Source organism: Rhodanobacter sp. T12-5 (genome assembly GCF_008329435.1).
Classification (GTDB): Bacteria; Pseudomonadota; Gammaproteobacteria; order Xanthomonadales; family Rhodanobacteraceae; genus Rhodanobacter.
The window spans coordinates 23,803-42,778 of the sequence record NZ_NPKN01000008.1 but is presented as its reverse complement, the minus strand read 5'-3'; the positions used below and the strand labels follow the sequence as shown (position 1 = coordinate 42,778).

Genomic DNA, 18,976 nt, shown 5'->3' with positions numbered 1-18,976 from the left:
ATGACCGTGAACAAGATCAGCGACCCCGCCCAGTTCGGCCGCGTCGCCGTGGTGATGGGCGGCAGTTCGGCCGAGCGCGAGGTGTCGCTCGATTCCGGCCGCAACGTGCTGGCCGCGCTGCAGGCGCGTGGCGTCGACGCACATGCGATCGACGGCATCCCCGCATTGCTCGACGCGCTGCGCGCCGGCCACTTCGCACGGGTGTTCAACATCCTGCACGGCCAGCATGGCGGCGGCGAGGACGGCGTGCTGCAGGGCGCGCTGGAATCGCTCAACGTGCCGTACACCGGCTCGGGCGTGCTCGGTTCCGCATTGTCGATGGACAAGACGCGTTCGAAGCGCGTGTGGCAATCGCTGGGCCTGCCGACGCCGAAGTTCGAGGCCTTGCCACGCGGCGCGGATGTGCATGCGGCGGCGAAGCAGGTGGGTTTTCCGCTGATCGTGAAGCCGGCTTGCGAAGGCTCCAGCGTGGGCGTGACCCGCGTGTTCGACGAGTCGCAACTGGACCAGGCGGTCGCACTGGCGGCGAAGTATCCGGGCGACCTGCTGATGGAAGCCCTGATCGAGGGCGACGAACTGACCGTCGCGATCCTCGGCCGCGAGGTGCTGCCGTCGATCCACATCGTGCCTAAGGGCGCGTTCTACGATTACAACGCGAAGTACATCGCCGAGGACACGCTTTACTTGTGCCCCGGTCAGGAAGGCGACGCCGAGGCGGAACTGCGCGCACTGGCCTTGCAGGCCTTCGATGCACTCGGCTGCGCCGGCTGGGGCCGCGTGGACGTCATGCGCGACCGCGCCGGTCGCAATTGGCTGCTGGAAGTGAACACTGCGCCAGGCATGACCTCGCACTCGCTGGTGCCGAAGGCAGCCGCGGTGGCCGGTATCGATTACCAGGAACTGTGCTGGCGCGTGCTGGAAACCAGTTTCCGGGAGGGCATGTGAAAGGAACCGTCCGCCTCGTCGCCTGGTGTCTCGCCATCGCTCTGGTAGCGCTGCCGATCGTCGGCGTGCTGCGCGGATGGTTTGCGGCAGGCCGGTGGCCGGTGACGCAGCTGACGGTGCAGGCCGAGTTCAAGCACGTCAGCGCGGCGGATATCCGTGCGGCCGTGCGGCCGCGGCTGGGCAAGGGTTTCTTCGCGCTGGATCTCGATGCGGTGCAGAAGGCGGTGGCCGCGTTGCCGTGGGTGGAGTCGGTCGAAGCGCGCAAGCGCTGGCCGGACACCCTGCAGCTGCGCATCTACGAACGCCAGCCGTTTGCGCGCTGGAACGACAAGCAGCTGATCAGTCGGCAGGGTTTGGTGTTCGACGCGCCGGGTGCGGCCGATACCGGTGCGTTGCCGGATCTGCACGGGCCGGATGCGCGCCTGGCCGAGGTGGTCAGCTTCTACGCGGAAACCCGCAAGGCCTTTGCCGGCACCCATCTGCAGATCACCGGCGTGGCACTGACCGAGCGCGGCAGCTGGAGCGTGAGTACCGCCGACGGCGCGCAGATCGTGATCGGCGACCGCGAGCAGGCCGGGCGCCGACTGCGTCGCTTCCTCGATGTCTACCCGCAGCTGATCGCCGGACATACCGAAGGTTTTGCCTACGCCGACCTTCGTTACACCAATGGATTCGCCGTGCGCTGGCCGCAAGCGGCCGCCGTCAACGCTGGAGGTTCGCCCCGCTCATGAAGCCACGCAACGACAAGCAACTGGTAGTGGGGCTCGACATCGGCACCTCCAAGGTGGTGGCGATCGTCGGCGAGTACGAACCGGGCGAGCCGATCACCGTGATCGGCATCGGCACCCACGTCTCGCGCGGCATGAAGCGCGGCTCGGTGGTCGACATCGAATCGACCGTGCACTCGATCCAGCGCGCGGTGGAGGAGGCCGAGCTGATGGCCGGCTGCGACATCCGCTCGGTGTACGCCTCGATCTCGGGTAGCCACCTGGAGACCCGCAACTCGCACGGCAACGCGGCGATACGCGATCGCGAAGTCACTGCCAGCGACCTGGAGCAGGTGCTGGAGGCGGCCAGCGCGGTGGCGATTCCGGCCGATCGCAAGGTGCTCTACAAGGAATCCCAGGAATATCGCATCGACGGCCAGGACGGCATCCGCTCGCCGGTCGGCATGAGCGGCGTGCGGCTGGAGGCGAACGTGCATCTGGTCACCGGCGCGGCGGCGGCCGTGCAGAACATCACCAAGTGCATCCAGCGCTGCGGCCTTGCCGTGGACGAACTGGTGCCTTCCGCCGTGGCCAGTGCCAAGGCGGTGTTGACCGACGACGAGCGCGAACTCGGCGTGTGCCTGGTCGACATCGGTGCCGGCACTACCGATATCGCGATCTACACCCAGGGCTCGATCCGCCACACCGCCTCGCTGCCGGTCGGCGGCGACCAGGTCACCAGCGACATCGCCTACGGCGTGCACACGCCGACCGCGCACGCGGAGGAGATCAAGATCAAGTACGCCTGCGCGCAGACCGGACTGGCGCACGCCGAGGAAACCATCCAGGTGCCCAGCGTGGGCGATCGCCCACCACGCCGGCTCGCCCGGCAGTCGCTGGCGCAATCGGTGCAGGCGCGCTACGAGGAAATTTTCGAGATGGTGCAGGACCAGTTGCGCCGCTCCGGCTACGAGAGCCTGGTCGCCGCCGGCGTGGTGCTGACCGGCGGCGCCTCGAAGATGGAAGGCGCGCTGGAGCTGGCCGAAGAGATCTTCCACAAGATGGTTCGCATCGGCGTGCCGCAGCAGATCGACGGCCTGGGCGACGTGGTCGCCAGCCCGCTGCATGCCACCGGCGTGGGCTTGCTGCTGCACGGTTCGCGCGCCGGCGGCATGCGCGTGGGCGGGCCGATCGGCGGCAGCGTCGGTGGCGTGGTCGGCAAGTTCCGCAGCTGGCTCACCCGGAATTTCTGATGACGATTTTTCTGAGCGGTGCAGGAAGCGCAGCCACGGGCAGAAGGAGATTCGCCCACCACCACGGACCGACAGGAGTCGCGTTCCATGGTTACAACGACAACAACTCTACGGAGGACGGGAAATGTTTGAACTGATCGATAAACTCGCACCCAATGCAGTCATCAAGGTAATCGGCGTGGGCGGCGGCGGCGGCAATGCCGTGGCGCACATGCTCAATTCCAACATCGAAGGCGTCGAGTTCGTCGTCGCCAACACCGACGCGCAGGCGATGACCAGCTGCGGCTCGCGCACCCACCTGCAACTGGGTGGCAACGTGACCAAGGGCCTCGGCGCCGGCGCGAATCCCGAAGTGGGCCGGCAGGCCGCACTGGAGGATCGCGAACGGATCGAGGCGATGCTCGAAGGTGCCGACATGGTGTTCATCACCGCCGGCATGGGCGGCGGCACCGGTACCGGCGCGGCGCCGGTGGTGGCACAATTGGCCAAGGAGAAAGGCATTCTGACGGTCGCCGTCGTCACCAAACCGTTCCCGTTCGAAGGCCGTCGGCGCATGCAGGTCGCGTTGAAGGGCATCGAGGATCTGTCCCAGCACGTCGACTCGCTGATCACCGTACCGAACGAGAAGCTGCTCAGCGTGCTCGGCCGCGACGTGACGCTGTTGAACGCGTTCAAGGCGGCCAACGACGTGCTGCAGGGCGCCGTGCAGGGCATCGCCGACCTGATCACCGCCCCCGGCCTGATCAACGTCGACTTCGCCGACGTGCGCACGGTTATGTCCGAAATGGGCCTGGCCATGATGGGCTCGGGCACCGCCCGCGGCGACGACCGCGCCCAGGCGGCAGCCGAGGCCGCGATCAAGAACCCGCTGCTGGAAGACGTCAACCTCAACGGCGCCTGTGGCATCCTGGTCAATGTCACGGCTGGTCCGAACCTGACTATGCGCGAATTTGACGAGATTGGTCGCATCATCCATGACTTCGCCAGCGAGGACGCCACCGTGGTGATCGGTACTTCGCTCGATCCGGAAATGAAGGACGACGTGCGCGTCACCGTGGTCGCCACCGGCCTCAACCGTGCCAACGCCTCGCGCGGACAGCCGCCGATTCGCATGGTCGAGACCCAGCAGGTGCAGATGCGCCCCCGTCCGGTGGTGTTGCGCACTGGCACCGGCAACGAAGTGGTCGACTATGCGCAACCGGACATGACGCCCAGCAGCCATAGCCGTGCAGAACCCGCCGCTCCGGCAAAAAACGCGGAGCCGGGCTTCGACTATCTGGATATCCCGGCCTTCCTGCGCCGACAGGCCGATTGATGGCAGATTCCGAAAACTGAAGGAGCTGCGAAGCTATTGAACGAAGCCAGGCGGGGTGGGTCATTCTTCCCATGTGCCGCAAACGCGGTGTTTGCTGCCATCGGCATGGGTGATCGACGTCGCCGGAGTTGTAACAGATGCGGGGTCGTCGATACCGGGCGAATCGTCCGCAGAGGTACAAGCAGCAGGACTGTGCGTCGGGATGACGCATGGCCGGTGGTCACGTTTAGCCGTGACGGCCGGCCCGACGTTCCGTGCCGGATTCCCGTCCCAGGCGCGGGCGTCGTGTCGGGTTGCCGGAATGGTGGGAGTGGCAACGGATGCCCATCGCTTTCAAGGATGAAAGAAACATGAAGGCTTAATCAGACTGTACGGTACGGTTTGCTTTTATCACAGGTTAAAACTGTGTTAGCATCCGCCCCTGATTGGCTGCTGCCTACACAGGTACCAACAACAATGATCAAGCAGCGTACGCTCAAGAACGTGATTCGTGCGACCGGCGTCGGCCTGCATACGGGCGACAAGGTGTACATGACCTTGCGTCCAGCGGCACCGAACACCGGCATCGTTTTCCGTCGTACGGATCTCGATCCGCCGGTGGACATCCGCGCGCGCCAGGACAATGTCGGCGACACCCGACTGTCAACCACACTGGTCAACGGCGATGCGCGTGTAGCCACCGTCGAGCATCTGCTCTCGGCGATGGCTGGCCTGGGCATCGACAATGCCTACGTCGATCTGTCCGCACCTGAAGTTCCGATCATGGATGGCAGCGCCGGGCCGTTCGTCTTCCTGCTGCAGTCTGCCGGCATCGAAGAACAGAACGTGGCCAAGCGCTTCATCCGCATCAAGAAGCCGGTGAAGGTGCAGGAAGGCGACAAGTGGGCCAGCTTCGACCCGTTCGAAGGCTTCAAGGTCGGCTTCTCGATCGACTTCAACCATCCGATCATCAGCAAGCGCACCTCGCGCGCCGAGATCGACTTCTCCACCACGTCCTTCGTCAAGGAAGTCAGCCGGGCCCGTACCTTCGGCTTCATGCGTGACATCGAGATGCTGCGCGAGCACAACCTGGCGCTGGGCGGATCGATGGACAACGCCGTGGTGCTGGATGACTACCGGGTACTCAACGAAGACGGTCTTCGTTACGAGGACGAATTCGTCAAGCACAAGATCCTCGACGCGATCGGCGATCTCTACCTGCTCGGCCACAGCCTGATCGGCGCCTATCATGCGCACAAGTCCGGCCATGAGCTGAACAACAAGTTGCTGCGCACACTGATGGCCGATGCCTCGGCGTGGGAAGAAGTGAGTTATCAGGACGATCCGGCCGTTTCGCCGATCTCCTATGCACATCCGGCGCAGGCGATCTAGCAAGCAGTGGCCTGATTGGCGGCGTGCCATCACATGGCCCGCGCCAGCGGGGTTTTTTCGAGGGCTTGCCGAAACAAGCCGCCTCTGCGGAACAAAAAAAGACCGGGCCATCGAGGCCCGGTCTTTTTTTGTGATGTAACCCACACTCGAACCGGCCTTGCTTCACGCTCCGACGACATCGCGAATGAACCGTTAACGTCTGCATGCTATAAACCCACCTGCATCACGCGGGCTGATGGCAGCGGGAGGCGGCCCGGAGTGGGTGGTTGATCCGCTTCGGGAACAGGGGGCTCAGGCAGGTTCGGCGAGGGACGCCAGCTCAAGGAACAGTACCCGCATTTCGGGGTCTGTGAATGATGCGGCAGCGGCCCGGAGGTGGGCGGCTGCGGCAGCCGAAAGCGGTTTTGACCTGTCCGGCTCGATGGCAGCTGGTGGTTGGGGGGCCACTTTCACGGTGACGGAACTGGCGCAGGTGCCTATGGCGCGTGCGGTGGCAAGGATCTGTGTCTGCATCAAGCGCAGGCGCGATGCCCAGGCCGGTGAAGACGCCAGGAAGACGAGGCGGTCGTTGCGCAGGTTGGCGAATCTCACCTGCTCGCGCAATGGCGACGGCAACGTCTGGCGCAATGCGCGATCCAGCGCTTCCAGCGCGTCGGCCTTTCGGGCCAGCGTCGCGAAGGAGCCACAGTCGGCAAGGGGCTTCGGTCCGTTGCCGATGCGGCGGGAAATGGCTGGAGTGGCGCGTTGCATGGTGCCGGAATTCGATGTTGGACCGATATGCAAATCATACTCGTATCACGTGCCAGGAAATTGCCGAAGACCCTCGACCTGGCGGATCGCCGCCTGCGTTGGAAGCTGCTCGGATTGTTGTCGGTGGCGGTGCTCGGCTGCATGGGCGCCGGCGTGGCGCTGGCCTTGATGGTCGCCAGTCCGCGTGATCGCGCTTTGGCGGAAATCCACGGCCTGCAGCAGCAGGTTCGGCAGCAGGATGCCCAGTTGGGCAGCGTGCGCCAGGATGCCCGTCGCAGCATCGATGCGCTGGCCGTGAAGCTGGGACAACTGCAAGCGCAGTCGACCCGTCTCAATGCACTGGGCGAGCGGCTGGCCGAGGTCGGCAAGCTCGACGCCGACGAATTCAATTTCGACCAGCAACCGGCGGTCGGTGGCGTCGAGGACGCCAGCGGCAGTGCATACGCATTGCCAGCGGCGCTGGACAGCAGCATCAACCAGTTGGCCAGCCAGTTCGACACGCAGCAGGCGCAGTTGTCGGCGCTGCAAAGCCTGTTGCTGGACGCCAAGATCGAATCCAACCTGAAGCCGACCGGCATGCCGGTGCCGGGCTATATCTCTTCCTATTTCGGAGTGCGCCCGGATCCGTTCGACGGCCATTCCGCGCGTCATACGGGCCTGGATATCGCCACCCCGTACGGCACCCCCGTACATGCCGTGGCCGAGGGCATGGTGACCTTTGCCGGCGTGCGCAGCGGTTATGGCAACGTGATCGAGATCGATCATGGCAACGGCTACATGACCCGCTATGCGCACAACAGCAAGCTGTTGGCGCACCCCGGCCAGCACGTACAGGTGGGTGACGTGATCGCCAAGGCCGGCTCCACCGGGCGATCGACCGGGTCGCACGTGCATTTCGAGGTCTGGTACCACGGTCGGGTGGTCAATCCGCTGGCGTTCGTGCGCAATCACCGCTAGGCGCCGCCCGGCGGCGCTTGCCCGCCCACGTTTCCGGTACGGCCGGTGGTGTCTTCCGTCCTTGAATCCGGCCAATGCCGGCACCATCGAGGACCAGTGGATTGCATGTCCGGCGCGGCTTGCCGCGATGGGCGCGTCCCCGCAAACATGCCTCCAACAGCATGGGTTTATGGGCATGTAGTAATATGCCCGATTGCCCCGTGAAGTTGCGGGCATCCCGTTTCCCAAACCGGAAGATCGATGTTCAATCGTGCCCTGACGAGTCTTTTTGGTAGCCGCAACGAGCGCGTGCTGCGCCAGCTTTCCAGAATCGTTTCCCGCATCAACGCGCTGGAGTCCGAATACGAAAAGCTGGACGACGATGGCCTGCGCGGCAAGACCGTAGAGTTCAAGCAACGGGTTGCCGCCGGCGAGTCGCTGGACAAGCTGTTGCCGGAGGCCTTCGCGGTAGTGCGCGAAGGCGCCAAACGTACCCTGGGCATGCGTCACTACGACGTGCAGATGATCGGCGGCATGGTGCTGCACCAGGGCAAGATCGCCGAGATGCGCACCGGCGAGGGCAAGACCCTGGTTGGCACGTTGCCGGTTTACCTGAATGCGCTGGCCGACAAGGGCGTGCACGTGGTCACCGTCAACGACTACCTTGCACGGCGCGACTCCGCGCAGATGGGCAAGTTGTACAACTTCCTCGGCCTGACCGTGGACGTGGTGTATCCGGGCATGGACCATGCCGACAAGTACGCTGCCTACCGCGCCGACATCACCTACGGCACCAACAACGAATTCGGCTTCGACTACCTGCGCGACAACATGGCGCTCAGCAAGGAGCAGCGCTACCAGCGGGGCCTGCACTACGCCATCGTCGACGAGGTCGACTCGATCCTCATCGATGAGGCGCGCACGCCGCTGATCATTTCCGGCCCGGCCGAGGATTCCCCGCAGCTGTATCTGGCGGTGAACAAGATCGTGCCGCGGATGATCCGGCAGACCGAGGAAGAGGGCGAAGGCGATTACTGGGTCGACGAGAAGCAGAAGCAGGTGCACCTCTCCGAGGCGGGCATGCAGCACGCCGACGAGCTGCTGCGCGAAGCGGGCGTGATCGACCAGGACAGCGGCCTGTACGACTCGAAGAACCTGGCGGTGGTGCATCACCTCAACGCCGCCCTGCGCGCCAACGGCATCTACCAGCGCGACGTCGATTACATCGTGCGCGACGGCGAGGTGATCATCGTCGACGAGTTCACCGGTCGCACCCTGGCCGGCCGGCGCTGGTCCGACGGCCTGCACCAGGCCGTCGAGGCGAAGGAGGGGGTGCCGATCCAGCGCGAGAACCAGACGCTGGCCACGGTGACGTTCCAGAACCTGTTCCGCATGTACAAGAAGCTGGCCGGCATGACCGGTACGGCCGACACGGAAGCGTTCGAGTTCCAGAGCATCTACGGCCTGGAAGTGGTGGTGATCCCCACGCACAAGCCGATGATCCGCAAGGACAACGCGGACATGATCTTCCTGTCGCAGACGCCGAAGTACAACTCGGTGATCGAGGACATCAAGGATTGCCACAAGCGTGGCCAGCCGGTGCTGGTCGGTACCACGTCGATCGAAGTGTCCGAGCTGCTGTCCGGCATGCTGAACAAGGCCGGCGTGCCGCACGAAGTGCTCAATGCCAAGCAGCACGAGCGCGAAGCGCACATCGTGGCGCAGGCCGGTGCCCCCGGACAGGTCACCATCGCCACCAACATGGCCGGTCGCGGTACCGACATCGTGCTCGGAGGCAGCCTCGACGCGGCTCTGGCCGCACTCCCCGAAGATGCCAGCGAGATGGATCGCCAGCGCGCGAAGGCCGAGTGGAAGAAGCTGCACGAACAGGTACTGGCCGCCGGCGGCCTGCACATCATCGGCACCGAGCGACACGAGTCGCGGCGCATCGACAACCAGCTGCGCGGCCGTTCCGGCCGCCAGGGCGATCCGGGCTCCTCGCGCTTCTACCTGTCGCTGGAAGACAACCTGCTGCGCATCTTCGGCGGCGAAGGCCTGGTGCGCTGGATGAAGCGCTTCGGCATGAAGGACGACGACGCACTGGAAGATCGCATGATCAGCCGGCAGATCGAAAAGGCCCAGCGCAAGGTCGAACAGCACAACTTCGACATCCGCAAGCACCTGCTGGAATTCGACGACGTCGCCAACGACCAGCGCAAGGTGATCTATCGCCAGCGCGACGAATTGCTGGAAGGCGACGACGTCTCGGCCACCGTCGCCGACATCCGCGAAGACGTGGCGCAAACCATGACCCGTGCCTACGTGCCGGCCGAAAGCATCGACGAACAATGGGACCTGGCTGGTCTCGACCGCGAACTGGAGAGCTCATTCGGTCTTTCGCTGGATCTCAAGCACTGGGTGGAGCAGCAGCAGGAGGTCGACGCGGAGATGATCTTCAAGCACGTGCGTGATGGGGTGAATGCGTTGTTCCAGGCGAAGGAGGCGCAGATCGGCGCCGAGACCATGCGCCAGCTGGAAAAGCACATCATGCTGACCGTGGTCGACAATGCCTGGAAGGATCACCTGTCGAACATGGACTATCTGCGCCAGGGCATCTATCTGGTCGGCTATGCGCAACAGGATCCGAAACAGGCATTCAAGCGCGAGTCGTTCAAGCTGTTCTCCGAGATGCTCGACCGGATCAAGGCCGAGGTGGTGCAGATGCTGGCGCGGATCCGCATTCGCAGCGAGGAGGAAGTCGCCGCGATGGAGGCCGAGCAGCAGCGCATGGCCGAGCGTCTGCAGAAGCAGATGCTGGCGACCGGCGGTGGCGCGCCGGTGGGTGCATTCGGCGGCGACGCGGAGGCGCCGGTCGGCGTCGGCATGCGCATCGCGCAACCGGCGCAGCACGATGGCCCCAAGGTGGGTCGGAATGATCCGTGCCCGTGCGGCTCGGGCAAGAAGTACAAGCACTGCCATGGCCAGCTGGCCTGAGCGCGAAGAGCAGGAGCGCGAAGAGCAGGAGCGCGAAGAGCAGGAGTGAGTGAGGAGGAGTGAGAAAGAGAGAGAAGGCAGTGCAGCTTTCTCTCACTCCTCACTCCTCTTCGCTCACTTCTCGCTGGTCAGTCCTCGACGCCTGGAGGCCGTTTGCGATGCGGCTCGGCGTTGACCGTGGTGTATTGCGGTTCTTCACCATCGAGTCGCAACGCGGTGAGTTTTCCGCCCCACACGCAGCCAGTGTCGATCGCATACACGCCGAGTCCGGCAAAGCGGCCCAGCGTCGACCAGTGGCCGCAGACGATGTTGGTGTCGCGTCGATGCATGCCGGGCACCGAAAACCATGGATACAGTCCCGGTTTCTGCGTGCCCGGAATGCCCTTGGCGTCGAAGTCGATGCGCCCATTGACATCGCAATAACGCATTCGGGTCATCGTGTTGATCGTGGCACGCTGACGCTCCAGTCCCTGCAGCCTGCTCGACCACACCGCCGGCCTGTTGCCGAAAAGATTGCGCAGCAGGCGCGGGTGGCGCGGACTGGACAGCTCCCGCTCGACATCCTGCGCCGCGCGCAACGCTTGCCGCAGCGTCCACATCGGCGCCAGGCCCGCATGCACCATCGTCCAATTCAACCGCTCGTCGTGATGCAGCAGCTTCTGCGAACGCAGCCATTCGAACAGCACCGGTGCGTCGCTGGCGAACAGCACTTCGCGCAGTTCCGGGTTCACCCGTGCCTGCGCGTCCGGACGCCGCTGCGCGATCGCGAGCAAACTGAGGTCATGGTTGCCGAGCGTGACGACGCTGGAATCGCGCAGGCTGTGGAGCAGCCGCAAAGTCTCCAGCGACTGGCCGCCACGGTTGACCAGGTCGCCGCAGAACCACAGTTGATCCAGCGCCGGGTCGAAGCGCAGCTTTTCGAGCAGGCGTTGCAGTTCGGGATAGCAGCCCTGCACGTCGCCGATCGCGTACGTAGCCATGTCAGCGCAGGGCCATCAGTGCAGTGTGCGCGGAATGGAAAGGGTGAAGGTCGGAATGGGTGCCTCGAACTCCGTGCCGTCGTCTGCCAGCATCCGGTAGCTGCCGCCCATCGTGCCCACCGACGTCTCCAGCACCGCGCCGGAGGTGTACTCGAAATCGTCGCCGGGTCGCATCCATGGCTGTTCGCCGATCACGCCGTCGCCGCGAACTTCTTCCACCTTGCCATTGGCATCGGTGATCATCCAGTGGCGTGCAAGCAGGCGCGCGGGCATGTCGCCCGCATTGCGCAGGGTGACCGTGTAGGCGAAAACGTAGCGATTGTCACCGGGCTTCGATTGATCGGGGACGAAGCGGGTTTCGACCTGCACGTCGATCGTGTAGGAAGATTTTTCAGTCATGCGCCGATTGTAAGGCCTGCCGCCGTGAATGGGGCGGCAGGCGGCATCCGGCAGGCATCATTCTTCGTCAGAGACTGCCGTAGACCTGGGCCAGGCGCACGAAGGCCTCCGGCGCGAGCGTTTCGGCGCGCGCCTTGGGATCGACATCGGCGCGTCGGATCGCATCGCTGTCGAGCAGTTGCTTGAGCGCATTGGCGAGCGTCTTCCGGCGTTGCCCGAACGCGGCCTTGACCACCGCATGGACGTGCTCGGGCCGGGCGTCGTGGAGTTCGTGCGGCGCCAGGGGAATGAGCCGAACCACCGCCGAGTCGACCTTCGGTGGCGGACGGAACGCCTCCGGCGGCACGTCGAACAGCGGCTCGACCCGGCATGCCAGTTGCAGCATTACCGATAGTCGTCCGTATACCTTGCTGCCCGGCGCCGCGGCCATGCGATCGACCACCTCCTTCTGCAGCATGAAATGCATGTCCTGGATCGCCGCCGCGTGCTCGACGCAGTGGAACAGGATCGGGCTGGAGATGTAGTATGGCAGGTTGCCGGCGATGCGCAGCCGCGGCACGCCGTGGCTGTGCGCCAGCGCGCTGAAGTCGACCTTGAGCACGTCGGCGTGGATGATGTGCAGCTCGCCGGCTGCGGCCGCCCGGGCCTCAAGGCCCGGGATCAGGTCGGTATCCAGCTCGATCGCGGTGAGCTTTCCTGCTGCCGCCAGCAGCGGCAGGGTCAACGCGCCTTCGCCGGGCCCGATTTCGACCACGAAATCCTCCGTTCGCGGCGTCATGGCGCTGACGATCCAGTCGATGTAGCGGCGGTCGTGCAGGAAGTGCTGCCCGAAGCTTTTCTTGGGGCGGGCGTTCATGGGGTCGCTTCCGGCGAGGATGGTCCCTCATTCCGAACCGTTTCCCCGAGAGGAGCCGCGAAGGAGGCGCTGCGCGCGATCAGCTCCATGGCCATCCTGGCGGCGGCAATCAGGCTGGCCGGATCGGCCGTGCCGGTGCCGGCAAGGTCAAGCGCGGTGCCGTGGTCGACCGAGGTGCGGATGAACGGCAAGCCGAGGGTGAGGTTCACGGTACGGTCGAACGCCTCGCTCTTCAGGACCGGCAGGGCCTGGTCGTGGTACATCGCCAGCACGGCGTCATAGTGGCGACGTTGCGCCGGGACGAAAGCGGTATCGGCCGGCAACGGTCCGAGCAGTTGCATGCCTTCGCCGCGCAGTTCGTCCAGCAACGGGATCAGCGTGTCGATTTCCTCACGACCGAGATGACCGGCCTCGCCCGCATGCGGGTTGAGGCCTAGCACGGCAATCCGCGGCTCGGCAATACCGAATTTCGCGCGCAGCTCGGCGTGCAGGATGCGCAGCGTGCGACCGACCGATTCACGCGTGATCGCCGTCGATACCGCTGCCAGCGGCAGGTGCGTGGTGGCCAGTGCCACGCGCAGTTCGGGGCTGGCCAGCATCATCACCACGTTGGCGTGCGCACGTTCGGCAAAAAATTCGGTGTGACCACTGAAGCGGATGCCGGCGTCATTGATCGAGGCTTTCTGCAACGGCGCGGTGACCACCGCGGCATAGCGGCCGGCCATGCAGCCATCGGCCGCTTCATTCAGTGTTGCCAGTATGTGGTTGGCGTTGCGCGGATCGGGCTGCCCGGGCACTTCCTCGACCGCCAGCGGTACATGGTGCAGCCGCAATGTGCCCGGGCGACGCAGGGACTGCATGGTGCCGTCGTCGTCGATCAGCTCGACATGCAGCCCGCATCGTGCCGCCGCCCGTTGCAGCAGGGCGGGATCGGTGATGGCGACAAGAGTGGCCGCCAGCGGCGTGGCGGCCAGTCGGATAAGCAACTCCGGACCGATGCCCGCCGGCTCACCGGCGGTGACGGCAAGCCGGGGAAGGTGCGCGTTCAAGCGGGCTTTACGGCGAACCGGCTGCAGGCTGGTCGCCCGCAGCACGCAACTCGGGCACCAGGATGTTCACATAGGCGTTGGAGCGCAAGTCACGCAGGAAGTCGTCGTAGGCCTGCTCGGCCTTGCGGTTGCCGATCGACTGACGCGCCTGGTCACGGGCGATTTCGTCGGTCTGGTCGCTCTGGCGCGAGCCGAGCCGTTGCAGGATGTGCCAGCCCGCCTGGGTCTGGAACGGCTGCGAAACTTCATTGTCCTTCAGCTCGGCGAGCTTGTTGGCGATGATCGTTCCCCACTGACTTTGCTGGAACCAGCCCATGTCACCGCCCGCGTTGGCAGTGGTGGGGTCCTTGGATTCCTCTTTCGCCAGGGTGGCGAAATCCTCGTGCTTGTTGACGATGCGGTTGTAGAGGTCCTGCGCCTTCTGCTGGGCCTGCGCCGGGGTGACCAGCTCGCTGGGGCTGATCACGATCTGCCGCGCGTGAAATTCGGTGACCATCTGCCGGCTGGGTTGGCGCTGGCCGATCAGCTTCAGGATGTGGAAGCCGGTTGGGCCGCGCAGTGCCGCGCTGACGTCACCGGGCTTCATCGTCTCGATGGTATCGGCAAACGCCGGCGGCATCTCGTCCAATCGACGCCAACCCAGGTCGCCACCGTCGAGTGCATCGGCGGCGTCGGAGTAGCGGATCGCCGCGGCGTTGAAGTCCATGCCACCCTTGATGGCCGCAAGCGCCTGCTCTGCCTTGGCCTGGCTGGCTTGAATGGCTGCAGCGTCGGCACCGCTGGGAATGCTGACCTGGATATGTGCCAGATGCACTTCGCCGGCCTTGTAGGTGGGGCTGCTGAGCAGGTTGTCTATCTCGCTGTCGGTAACCGAGACCGAGTCGCGTACCACGCTGTCGTGCAGGCGCTGCACGGTGATCTGGTCGCCCAGCTGCTGGCGGAACTGGGCGAAGTCGCCGCCGTTCCGCTCCACTGCGGCACGCAACTGCTCGGGCGTGAGCTTGTTCTGTTGTGCGACGCCGGCGACTGCCTGATCGATGTCGGCGTCGGACACATGGACGCCCTGATCCTGTGCCTTCTGGATCTGCAGGCGCATCAGTATCAGCCGGTCGAGCACCTGCTTCTGCAGTACGTTCATCGGCGGCAACTGATCGGGATGGCTTGCGTATTGCTGCTGCACGGAGCGGACGGCGTCGTTCAACTCGCTCTGCAGGATCACGTCGTCGTTGGCCACCGCCACGATGCGATCAAGCGGCTGGCTGGCGCTTGCTGCCGCAGCCGGGGCCATCAACTGGGCGTGAGCGGGAAGCATGATCGCGAGCGCGAGCAGGAGAGATGCAAGGAATTGCTTCATCGATGGAAAGCCTGGATCGCCGGGGCGAATGCGTTTATTGATAGCCGAGAATATCACGGCGCAACAGCGGGTCGATCTGACCACCCGATGAGCCGAGTCCCTTGAAAACCACTTCGAACATGATTGCATTGTCGCGCAGGCTGGTATTGCCACCCGCGGGAGACGGGCCGAAGCCGTAGTAGTTCTGGTTGATGTAATTGCGGGCGACCAGTTGCAGCGAGACGCAACAGCTGTCGTACTCCACGCCGGCCAGCGCATCGACGGTCTCGCGATCCTTGACCGAATAAGTCCAGGCTCCCACCAGCTTCCAGCGATCGGATATCGGATAGACCACCGAAGCGTTGTATTGTTCCAGCAACCCGCGGCGATAGCGGTACGAGAAGTTGAAGATGCCGTCGCTGCCCAGGCGCCGCTGCAATTCCACGGACGCCATGTCCGTGAGGCGCGTGTTCGGACTCCACTGGTAGGAGCTGGCAAGCCGCCAACGGTCGCTGAGCTGTACGTCGAGCTGCGCCACGTAGGCCGAGCGGACCCAGTCGGTAGCCAGTACTTTCTGCGGGCTGAAATAGTGGATCTGGCCGATGCTGGCCGACACTCGCTCCACACCACTGTCGTCGAGCAGGCGGCTGGTGAGAGCGGCAGTGAGATTGTTCGCATCCATCTGCCGATCGGCACCGGAAAACTGGTTCGGCGAGAACAATTGCCAGTAATCGAACGACATCAGCCTGGTGTCGAATACCGGCAAATTGTTCTGGTTGCGATAAGGCACATACAGGTAGTACAGCCGGGGTTCCAGGGTTTGTGTGTAGCTGCTGCCGAACAGCGAGGTGCTGCGATCGAAGATCAGCCCGCTGTCGAGGCTGACGATCGGCAGTGCGCGGCTCGGCGATTTCTGGTCGAACGGACCGGTTGCGCCAGCAGCGAGAGGCCCGCCATAGCCGTAACCCTGATAGCCGCCGCTCAATTGGTAGGCGGTATAGCGATACGCCAGCTTAGGCCGCACGAACCAGGCCGAGCTGCCGAAATCGGCCGTCAGGTAGGGATAGATATCCTCGCGCTGACCCTCGACGAAACCGGGTTTGCGGAAGGCCACCGCCTGGGCATCCATGCCGAATTCCAGCCATCGCGACAGTGGCAGATCCATGCTGAAAGTCGCGTAGGGCAGTTGCCGGTACGGCAACGTGCGGTCGGTCACGAACGGGTTCACGTTCTGATAGATGGTGCCGCCGAACGACGCGTTCCACCATGTGCCGCCGCCCCTGACCGCGGCACTGGATGCCAGACGGTAGACCGCGGCATGCGACAGGCTGTCGCCGTAGTCGTACAGGTAGCTGCTGTCCGAGGCATGGTTGTACGAACCCACGAACTGCCAGCCCGGCCACAAAGCCGTTCGATCGTAGAACTTGGCCAGGTAGCGCGAATCGCCCTTGGTGTCGGCCAGACCATCGCTCTCGCCGTGGTCTTTCGGCACGTATTCCACGTTGAGCTGGCCGTTGCTGCCAGGCACGAGGTAACGGAATTCGCCAGCGAGCATGGCGCCGCGGTCGCTGTACGTGCGCGGATCCAGCGTGGCGTCGTAATTGGGCGCCAGGTTCAGGTAATACGGCGCGCTGACCTCGAATCCTGAACGACTGGTATTGCCGATGGTGGGATACAGGAAGCCACTCTTGCGCCGGTCGTCGGTGGGGAAAGTGAAGTACGGCAGGTAGAGGAACGGCACGTTGCCGATCCGCATGGTGGCGTTGCGCGCCACGCCCACGCCGGTGTCCTTGTCGATGGTGATCGACTTGGCACGGAACTCCCACAGGTGATGGCCGACGTCACAGGTGGAATAGGTGGCCATCGAATAGCGCGAGTGCTGGGCATCCAGCAAGTGGCCCTGTTTGGCGACGCCGTTGCCGCGCGAGTCGAGCATCTGGTAGCGCACGTCGTCGGCGATGCCGCGGCTGGCGTCGGTGTTGCCGCGCATGTGCGAAGCGGCCAGCAACTGGCCCGCCTCCTGATAGCGCACGTTGCCGCGGGCGTCGTAATCGGTGCTGGTGTTGTTGTAATCGACGCTGTCGGCCTGCAGCTGCTGGTCCGCGCGTTGAAGCTTGACCGTTCCGGACAGGCGATAGATCGTCTGGCTGGAGCTGTCCACGTGCTGCGCCTGGACCCGGGTGGGACTGGTTTCGCGCAGGGCAGGGTCCTTGCCCAGGCTCGGATCGTAGAAATCCAGCAGCGCATTGGGTCGACACATCGCGTAATTGAGAGGGCGCGGCGCACAGTGGAACGAGCCAAGTGGACAGGCCTGATCAACCGGTTCCGGCGAGCCCGGGGGAACGTTCTGGCCGCTGCTGGCATCGGCCGGCCCGCCGATCAGGGCAAGTGCGGCGGCGACCGCCAACAGGCGGCGCGGGGGAAACTTGGACGTCAGCATGGAAATCTGTCGGTTTCGAAGGCTCGTTAAGCTAGCAGAAAGACCCCCTCGAAGGCAGGCAGGCGTTTTGCGCGGCTCGCGCCAGGATTCAGCATGAGTGGCTCGGCCCATGCGGAATTCCCCGCCAGTCGGGTGAGATCTATTCCATGAGCGCGCCGACATGCGCGGCCGTGCTGGCCGCCAGCGCGGCAAGGTCGTAGCCGCCTTCCAGGCTGGAAACCAGCCGGCCCCGCGCATGGGTGCGGGCCAGCGTCAGCAGCCGTTCGGTGATCCAGGCGTAGTCCTCCTGGCCCAGCCGGATGTCCGCCAATGGATCGTTGCGGTGGGCGTCGAATCCGGCCGAAACCAGCACCAGCTGCGGCTTGAATGCGTGCAGGCGCGGCAGCAGCACACCGTCCCACAGTTCACGGAACTCGTGTGAGCCGGCACCGGGCGACAACGTGCCGTTGACGATGTTGCCGACGCCGCATTCATCCTCGCCACCGCTGCCCGGATAGAGCGGCGACTGGTGGCTGGAAGCGAACAATACGCGCGGCTCTCGTTCGAAAATCGCCTGGGTGCCGTTGCCATGGTGCACGTCGAAATCGGCGATCGCGATCCGCCTCAGGCCATGCGCCGCCAGTGCGTGGGCGGCGCCCACCGCGATATTGTTGAACAGGCAGAATCCCATGGCCTGGTCGCGCGTGGCGTGGTGCCCCGGTGGGCGCACCGCACAGAACGCGCGCTGGCTGGCGCCGCTCATCACGGCGTCGACGGCGGCCACCACGGCGCCGGCCGCGCGCACCGCGGCTTCGGCCGAGCCAGGCGACATCACGGTGTCCTCGTCGAGTGTGAAGGTCGTGCCAGCCGGCGGCGCGCTGGCCAGGATTCGTTCGACGTGGTTGCTGCCGTGCACCCGCAACAGCTGCTCGCGAGTCGCTCGCGGCGCCTCGACGCGGTCGAGCGCGGCGTAGCGGTCGTGGTCCAGCGCCTGCAACACGGCACGCAACCGAGCTGGCCGCTCGGCATGTCCGGGGCCGGGATCGTGCTGCAGGCAGGCGGGATGGGTGTACAACCGCAGCACGGCGGCTTATTCGGCGGCTTTCGGTTTGCGGCGGCGCTCGTGCTGCCAAAGCACTTCGCCGTGACCACTGGCCCGTGCCAGTACGCGCGAGATCACGAAGAGCAGATCGGACAGCCGGTTGAGATAGCGTTGCGGCTGGCTGCGGATGTCTTCCACCCGCGACAGCGCAATCACCTCACGCTCGGCACGACGGCATACCGTGCGCGCCAAGTGGCCGCAGGCCGCGGCCATGCCGCCGCCGGGCAGGATGAACTCCTTCAGTGGCGGCAACGGTTCGTTCAGCCGGTCGAGGATGTTTTCCAGTCGATCGATGTCGCTGTTCTCGACCATCGCCATGCCGGGAATGCACAGCTCGCCGCCAAGGTCGAACAGATCGTGCTGCACCTGGGTCAGCGCCTCGCGCACCTCGTCGCCGACGCCGTCGGCAGCCAGAACCATGCCGATGGCGCTGTTGAGTTCGTCCACCGTGCCGTAGGCGTTGACCCGCAGCGAGTCCTTGCCCACGCGCGAACCGTCGCCCAGGCCGGTGCTGCCGTCATCGCCGGTGCGCGTGTAGATCTTCGAAAGACGATTGCCCATCGCCGA

The 18,976-nt window shown here is 64.8% G+C and carries 16 protein-coding genes; 7 read left to right on the top strand and 9 right to left on the bottom strand.

What is annotated here, in order from left to right; genetic code table 11:
* The 5 genes from CIW53_RS14935 to lpxC all read left to right on the top strand — a co-directional run bounded on the left by CIW53_RS14935 (position 1) and on the right by lpxC (position 5,591).
* Positions 1–945: a D-alanine--D-alanine ligase gene (locus tag CIW53_RS14935; protein ID WP_149365661.1), complete on the top strand. Its 945-nt coding sequence runs from the start codon at positions 1–3 to the stop codon at positions 943–945.
* Positions 942–1,676, top strand: coding sequence for a cell division protein FtsQ/DivIB (locus CIW53_RS14930; protein WP_149365517.1), 735 nt, complete (start codon positions 942–944; stop codon positions 1,674–1,676). The genes CIW53_RS14935 and CIW53_RS14930 overlap by 4 nt, the downstream gene beginning before the upstream one ends.
* Positions 1,673–2,905 carry a cell division protein FtsA gene (ftsA, locus tag CIW53_RS14925; RefSeq protein WP_149365516.1) on the top strand — a complete coding sequence of 411 codons (1,233 nt, stop codon included), beginning with the start codon at positions 1,673–1,675 and terminating at the stop codon, positions 2,903–2,905. The genes CIW53_RS14930 and ftsA overlap by 4 nt, the downstream gene beginning before the upstream one ends.
* Before the next feature lie 124 nt (positions 2,906–3,029).
* Positions 3,030–4,220, top strand: a complete 1,191-nt coding sequence (ftsZ, locus tag CIW53_RS14920) for a cell division protein FtsZ (protein WP_149365515.1) — start codon at positions 3,030–3,032, stop codon at positions 4,218–4,220.
* A gap of 456 nt (positions 4,221–4,676) precedes the next feature.
* Positions 4,677–5,591, top strand: coding sequence for a UDP-3-O-acyl-N-acetylglucosamine deacetylase (gene lpxC / locus CIW53_RS14915; protein ID WP_149365514.1), 915 nt, complete (start codon positions 4,677–4,679; stop codon positions 5,589–5,591).
* Between the two features lie 291 nt (positions 5,592–5,882).
* Here lpxC and CIW53_RS14910 read toward each other — a convergent pair whose 3' ends face one another.
* Complete coding sequence (locus CIW53_RS14910; protein WP_149365513.1) at positions 5,883–6,341, bottom strand: DUF721 domain-containing protein; 459 nt, start codon at positions 6,339–6,341, stop codon at positions 5,883–5,885.
* A 27-nt stretch (positions 6,342–6,368) separates the two neighbouring features.
* Between CIW53_RS14910 and CIW53_RS14905 the strand changes: the two genes are divergently transcribed.
* Positions 6,369–7,298 carry a M23 family metallopeptidase gene (locus CIW53_RS14905; RefSeq protein WP_149365512.1) on the top strand — a complete coding sequence of 310 codons (930 nt, stop codon included), beginning with the start codon at positions 6,369–6,371 and terminating at the stop codon, positions 7,296–7,298.
* A gap of 240 nt (positions 7,299–7,538) precedes the next feature.
* On the top strand, positions 7,539–10,271 hold the full coding sequence (secA, locus tag CIW53_RS14900; protein ID WP_149365511.1) for a preprotein translocase subunit SecA: 2,733 nt from the start codon (positions 7,539–7,541) through the stop codon (positions 10,269–10,271).
* 128 nt (positions 10,272–10,399) lie between these two features.
* On the opposite strand, the gene CIW53_RS14895 is transcribed toward secA, so the two are convergent.
* From CIW53_RS14895 to CIW53_RS14860, 8 genes are all read right to left on the bottom strand, one after another.
* Positions 10,400–11,251 carry a symmetrical bis(5'-nucleosyl)-tetraphosphatase gene (locus tag CIW53_RS14895; RefSeq protein ID WP_149365510.1) on the bottom strand — a complete coding sequence of 284 codons (852 nt, stop codon included), beginning with the start codon at positions 11,249–11,251 and terminating at the stop codon, positions 10,400–10,402.
* Between the two features lie 15 nt (positions 11,252–11,266).
* On the bottom strand, positions 11,267–11,650 hold the full coding sequence (apaG, locus tag CIW53_RS14890; protein WP_149365509.1) for a Co2+/Mg2+ efflux protein ApaG: 384 nt from the start codon (positions 11,648–11,650) through the stop codon (positions 11,267–11,269).
* 67 nt (positions 11,651–11,717) lie between these two features.
* On the bottom strand, positions 11,718–12,506 hold the full coding sequence (rsmA, locus tag CIW53_RS14885) for a 16S rRNA (adenine(1518)-N(6)/adenine(1519)-N(6))-dimethyltransferase RsmA (RefSeq protein WP_149365508.1): 789 nt from the start codon (positions 12,504–12,506) through the stop codon (positions 11,718–11,720).
* Positions 12,503–13,555 carry a 4-hydroxythreonine-4-phosphate dehydrogenase PdxA gene (pdxA, locus tag CIW53_RS14880; RefSeq protein WP_149365507.1) on the bottom strand — a complete coding sequence of 351 codons (1,053 nt, stop codon included), beginning with the start codon at positions 13,553–13,555 and terminating at the stop codon, positions 12,503–12,505. The genes rsmA and pdxA overlap by 4 nt, the downstream gene beginning before the upstream one ends.
* Before the next feature lie 7 nt (positions 13,556–13,562).
* The gene (locus tag CIW53_RS14875; protein WP_149365506.1) at positions 13,563–14,909 is read right to left on the bottom strand and encodes a peptidylprolyl isomerase; all 1,347 of its coding nucleotides are present in this window, start codon (positions 14,907–14,909) and stop codon (positions 13,563–13,565) included.
* 34 nt (positions 14,910–14,943) lie between these two features.
* Entirely contained in the window at positions 14,944–17,325 is a 2,382-nt protein-coding gene (gene lptD, locus CIW53_RS14870; protein WP_149365660.1) for an LPS assembly protein LptD, read from the bottom strand.
* Positions 17,326–17,467: 142 nt separating this feature from the next.
* Positions 17,468–18,391 carry a histone deacetylase family protein gene (locus CIW53_RS14865; RefSeq protein ID WP_149365505.1) on the bottom strand — a complete coding sequence of 308 codons (924 nt, stop codon included), beginning with the start codon at positions 18,389–18,391 and terminating at the stop codon, positions 17,468–17,470.
* A gap of 6 nt (positions 18,392–18,397) precedes the next feature.
* Positions 18,398–18,970 (bottom strand): cob(I)yrinic acid a,c-diamide adenosyltransferase, encoded by a 573-nt coding sequence (locus tag CIW53_RS14860; protein ID WP_149365504.1) that lies wholly within the window; start codon positions 18,968–18,970, stop codon positions 18,398–18,400.
* Between the last annotated feature and the right edge of the window lie 6 nt (positions 18,971–18,976).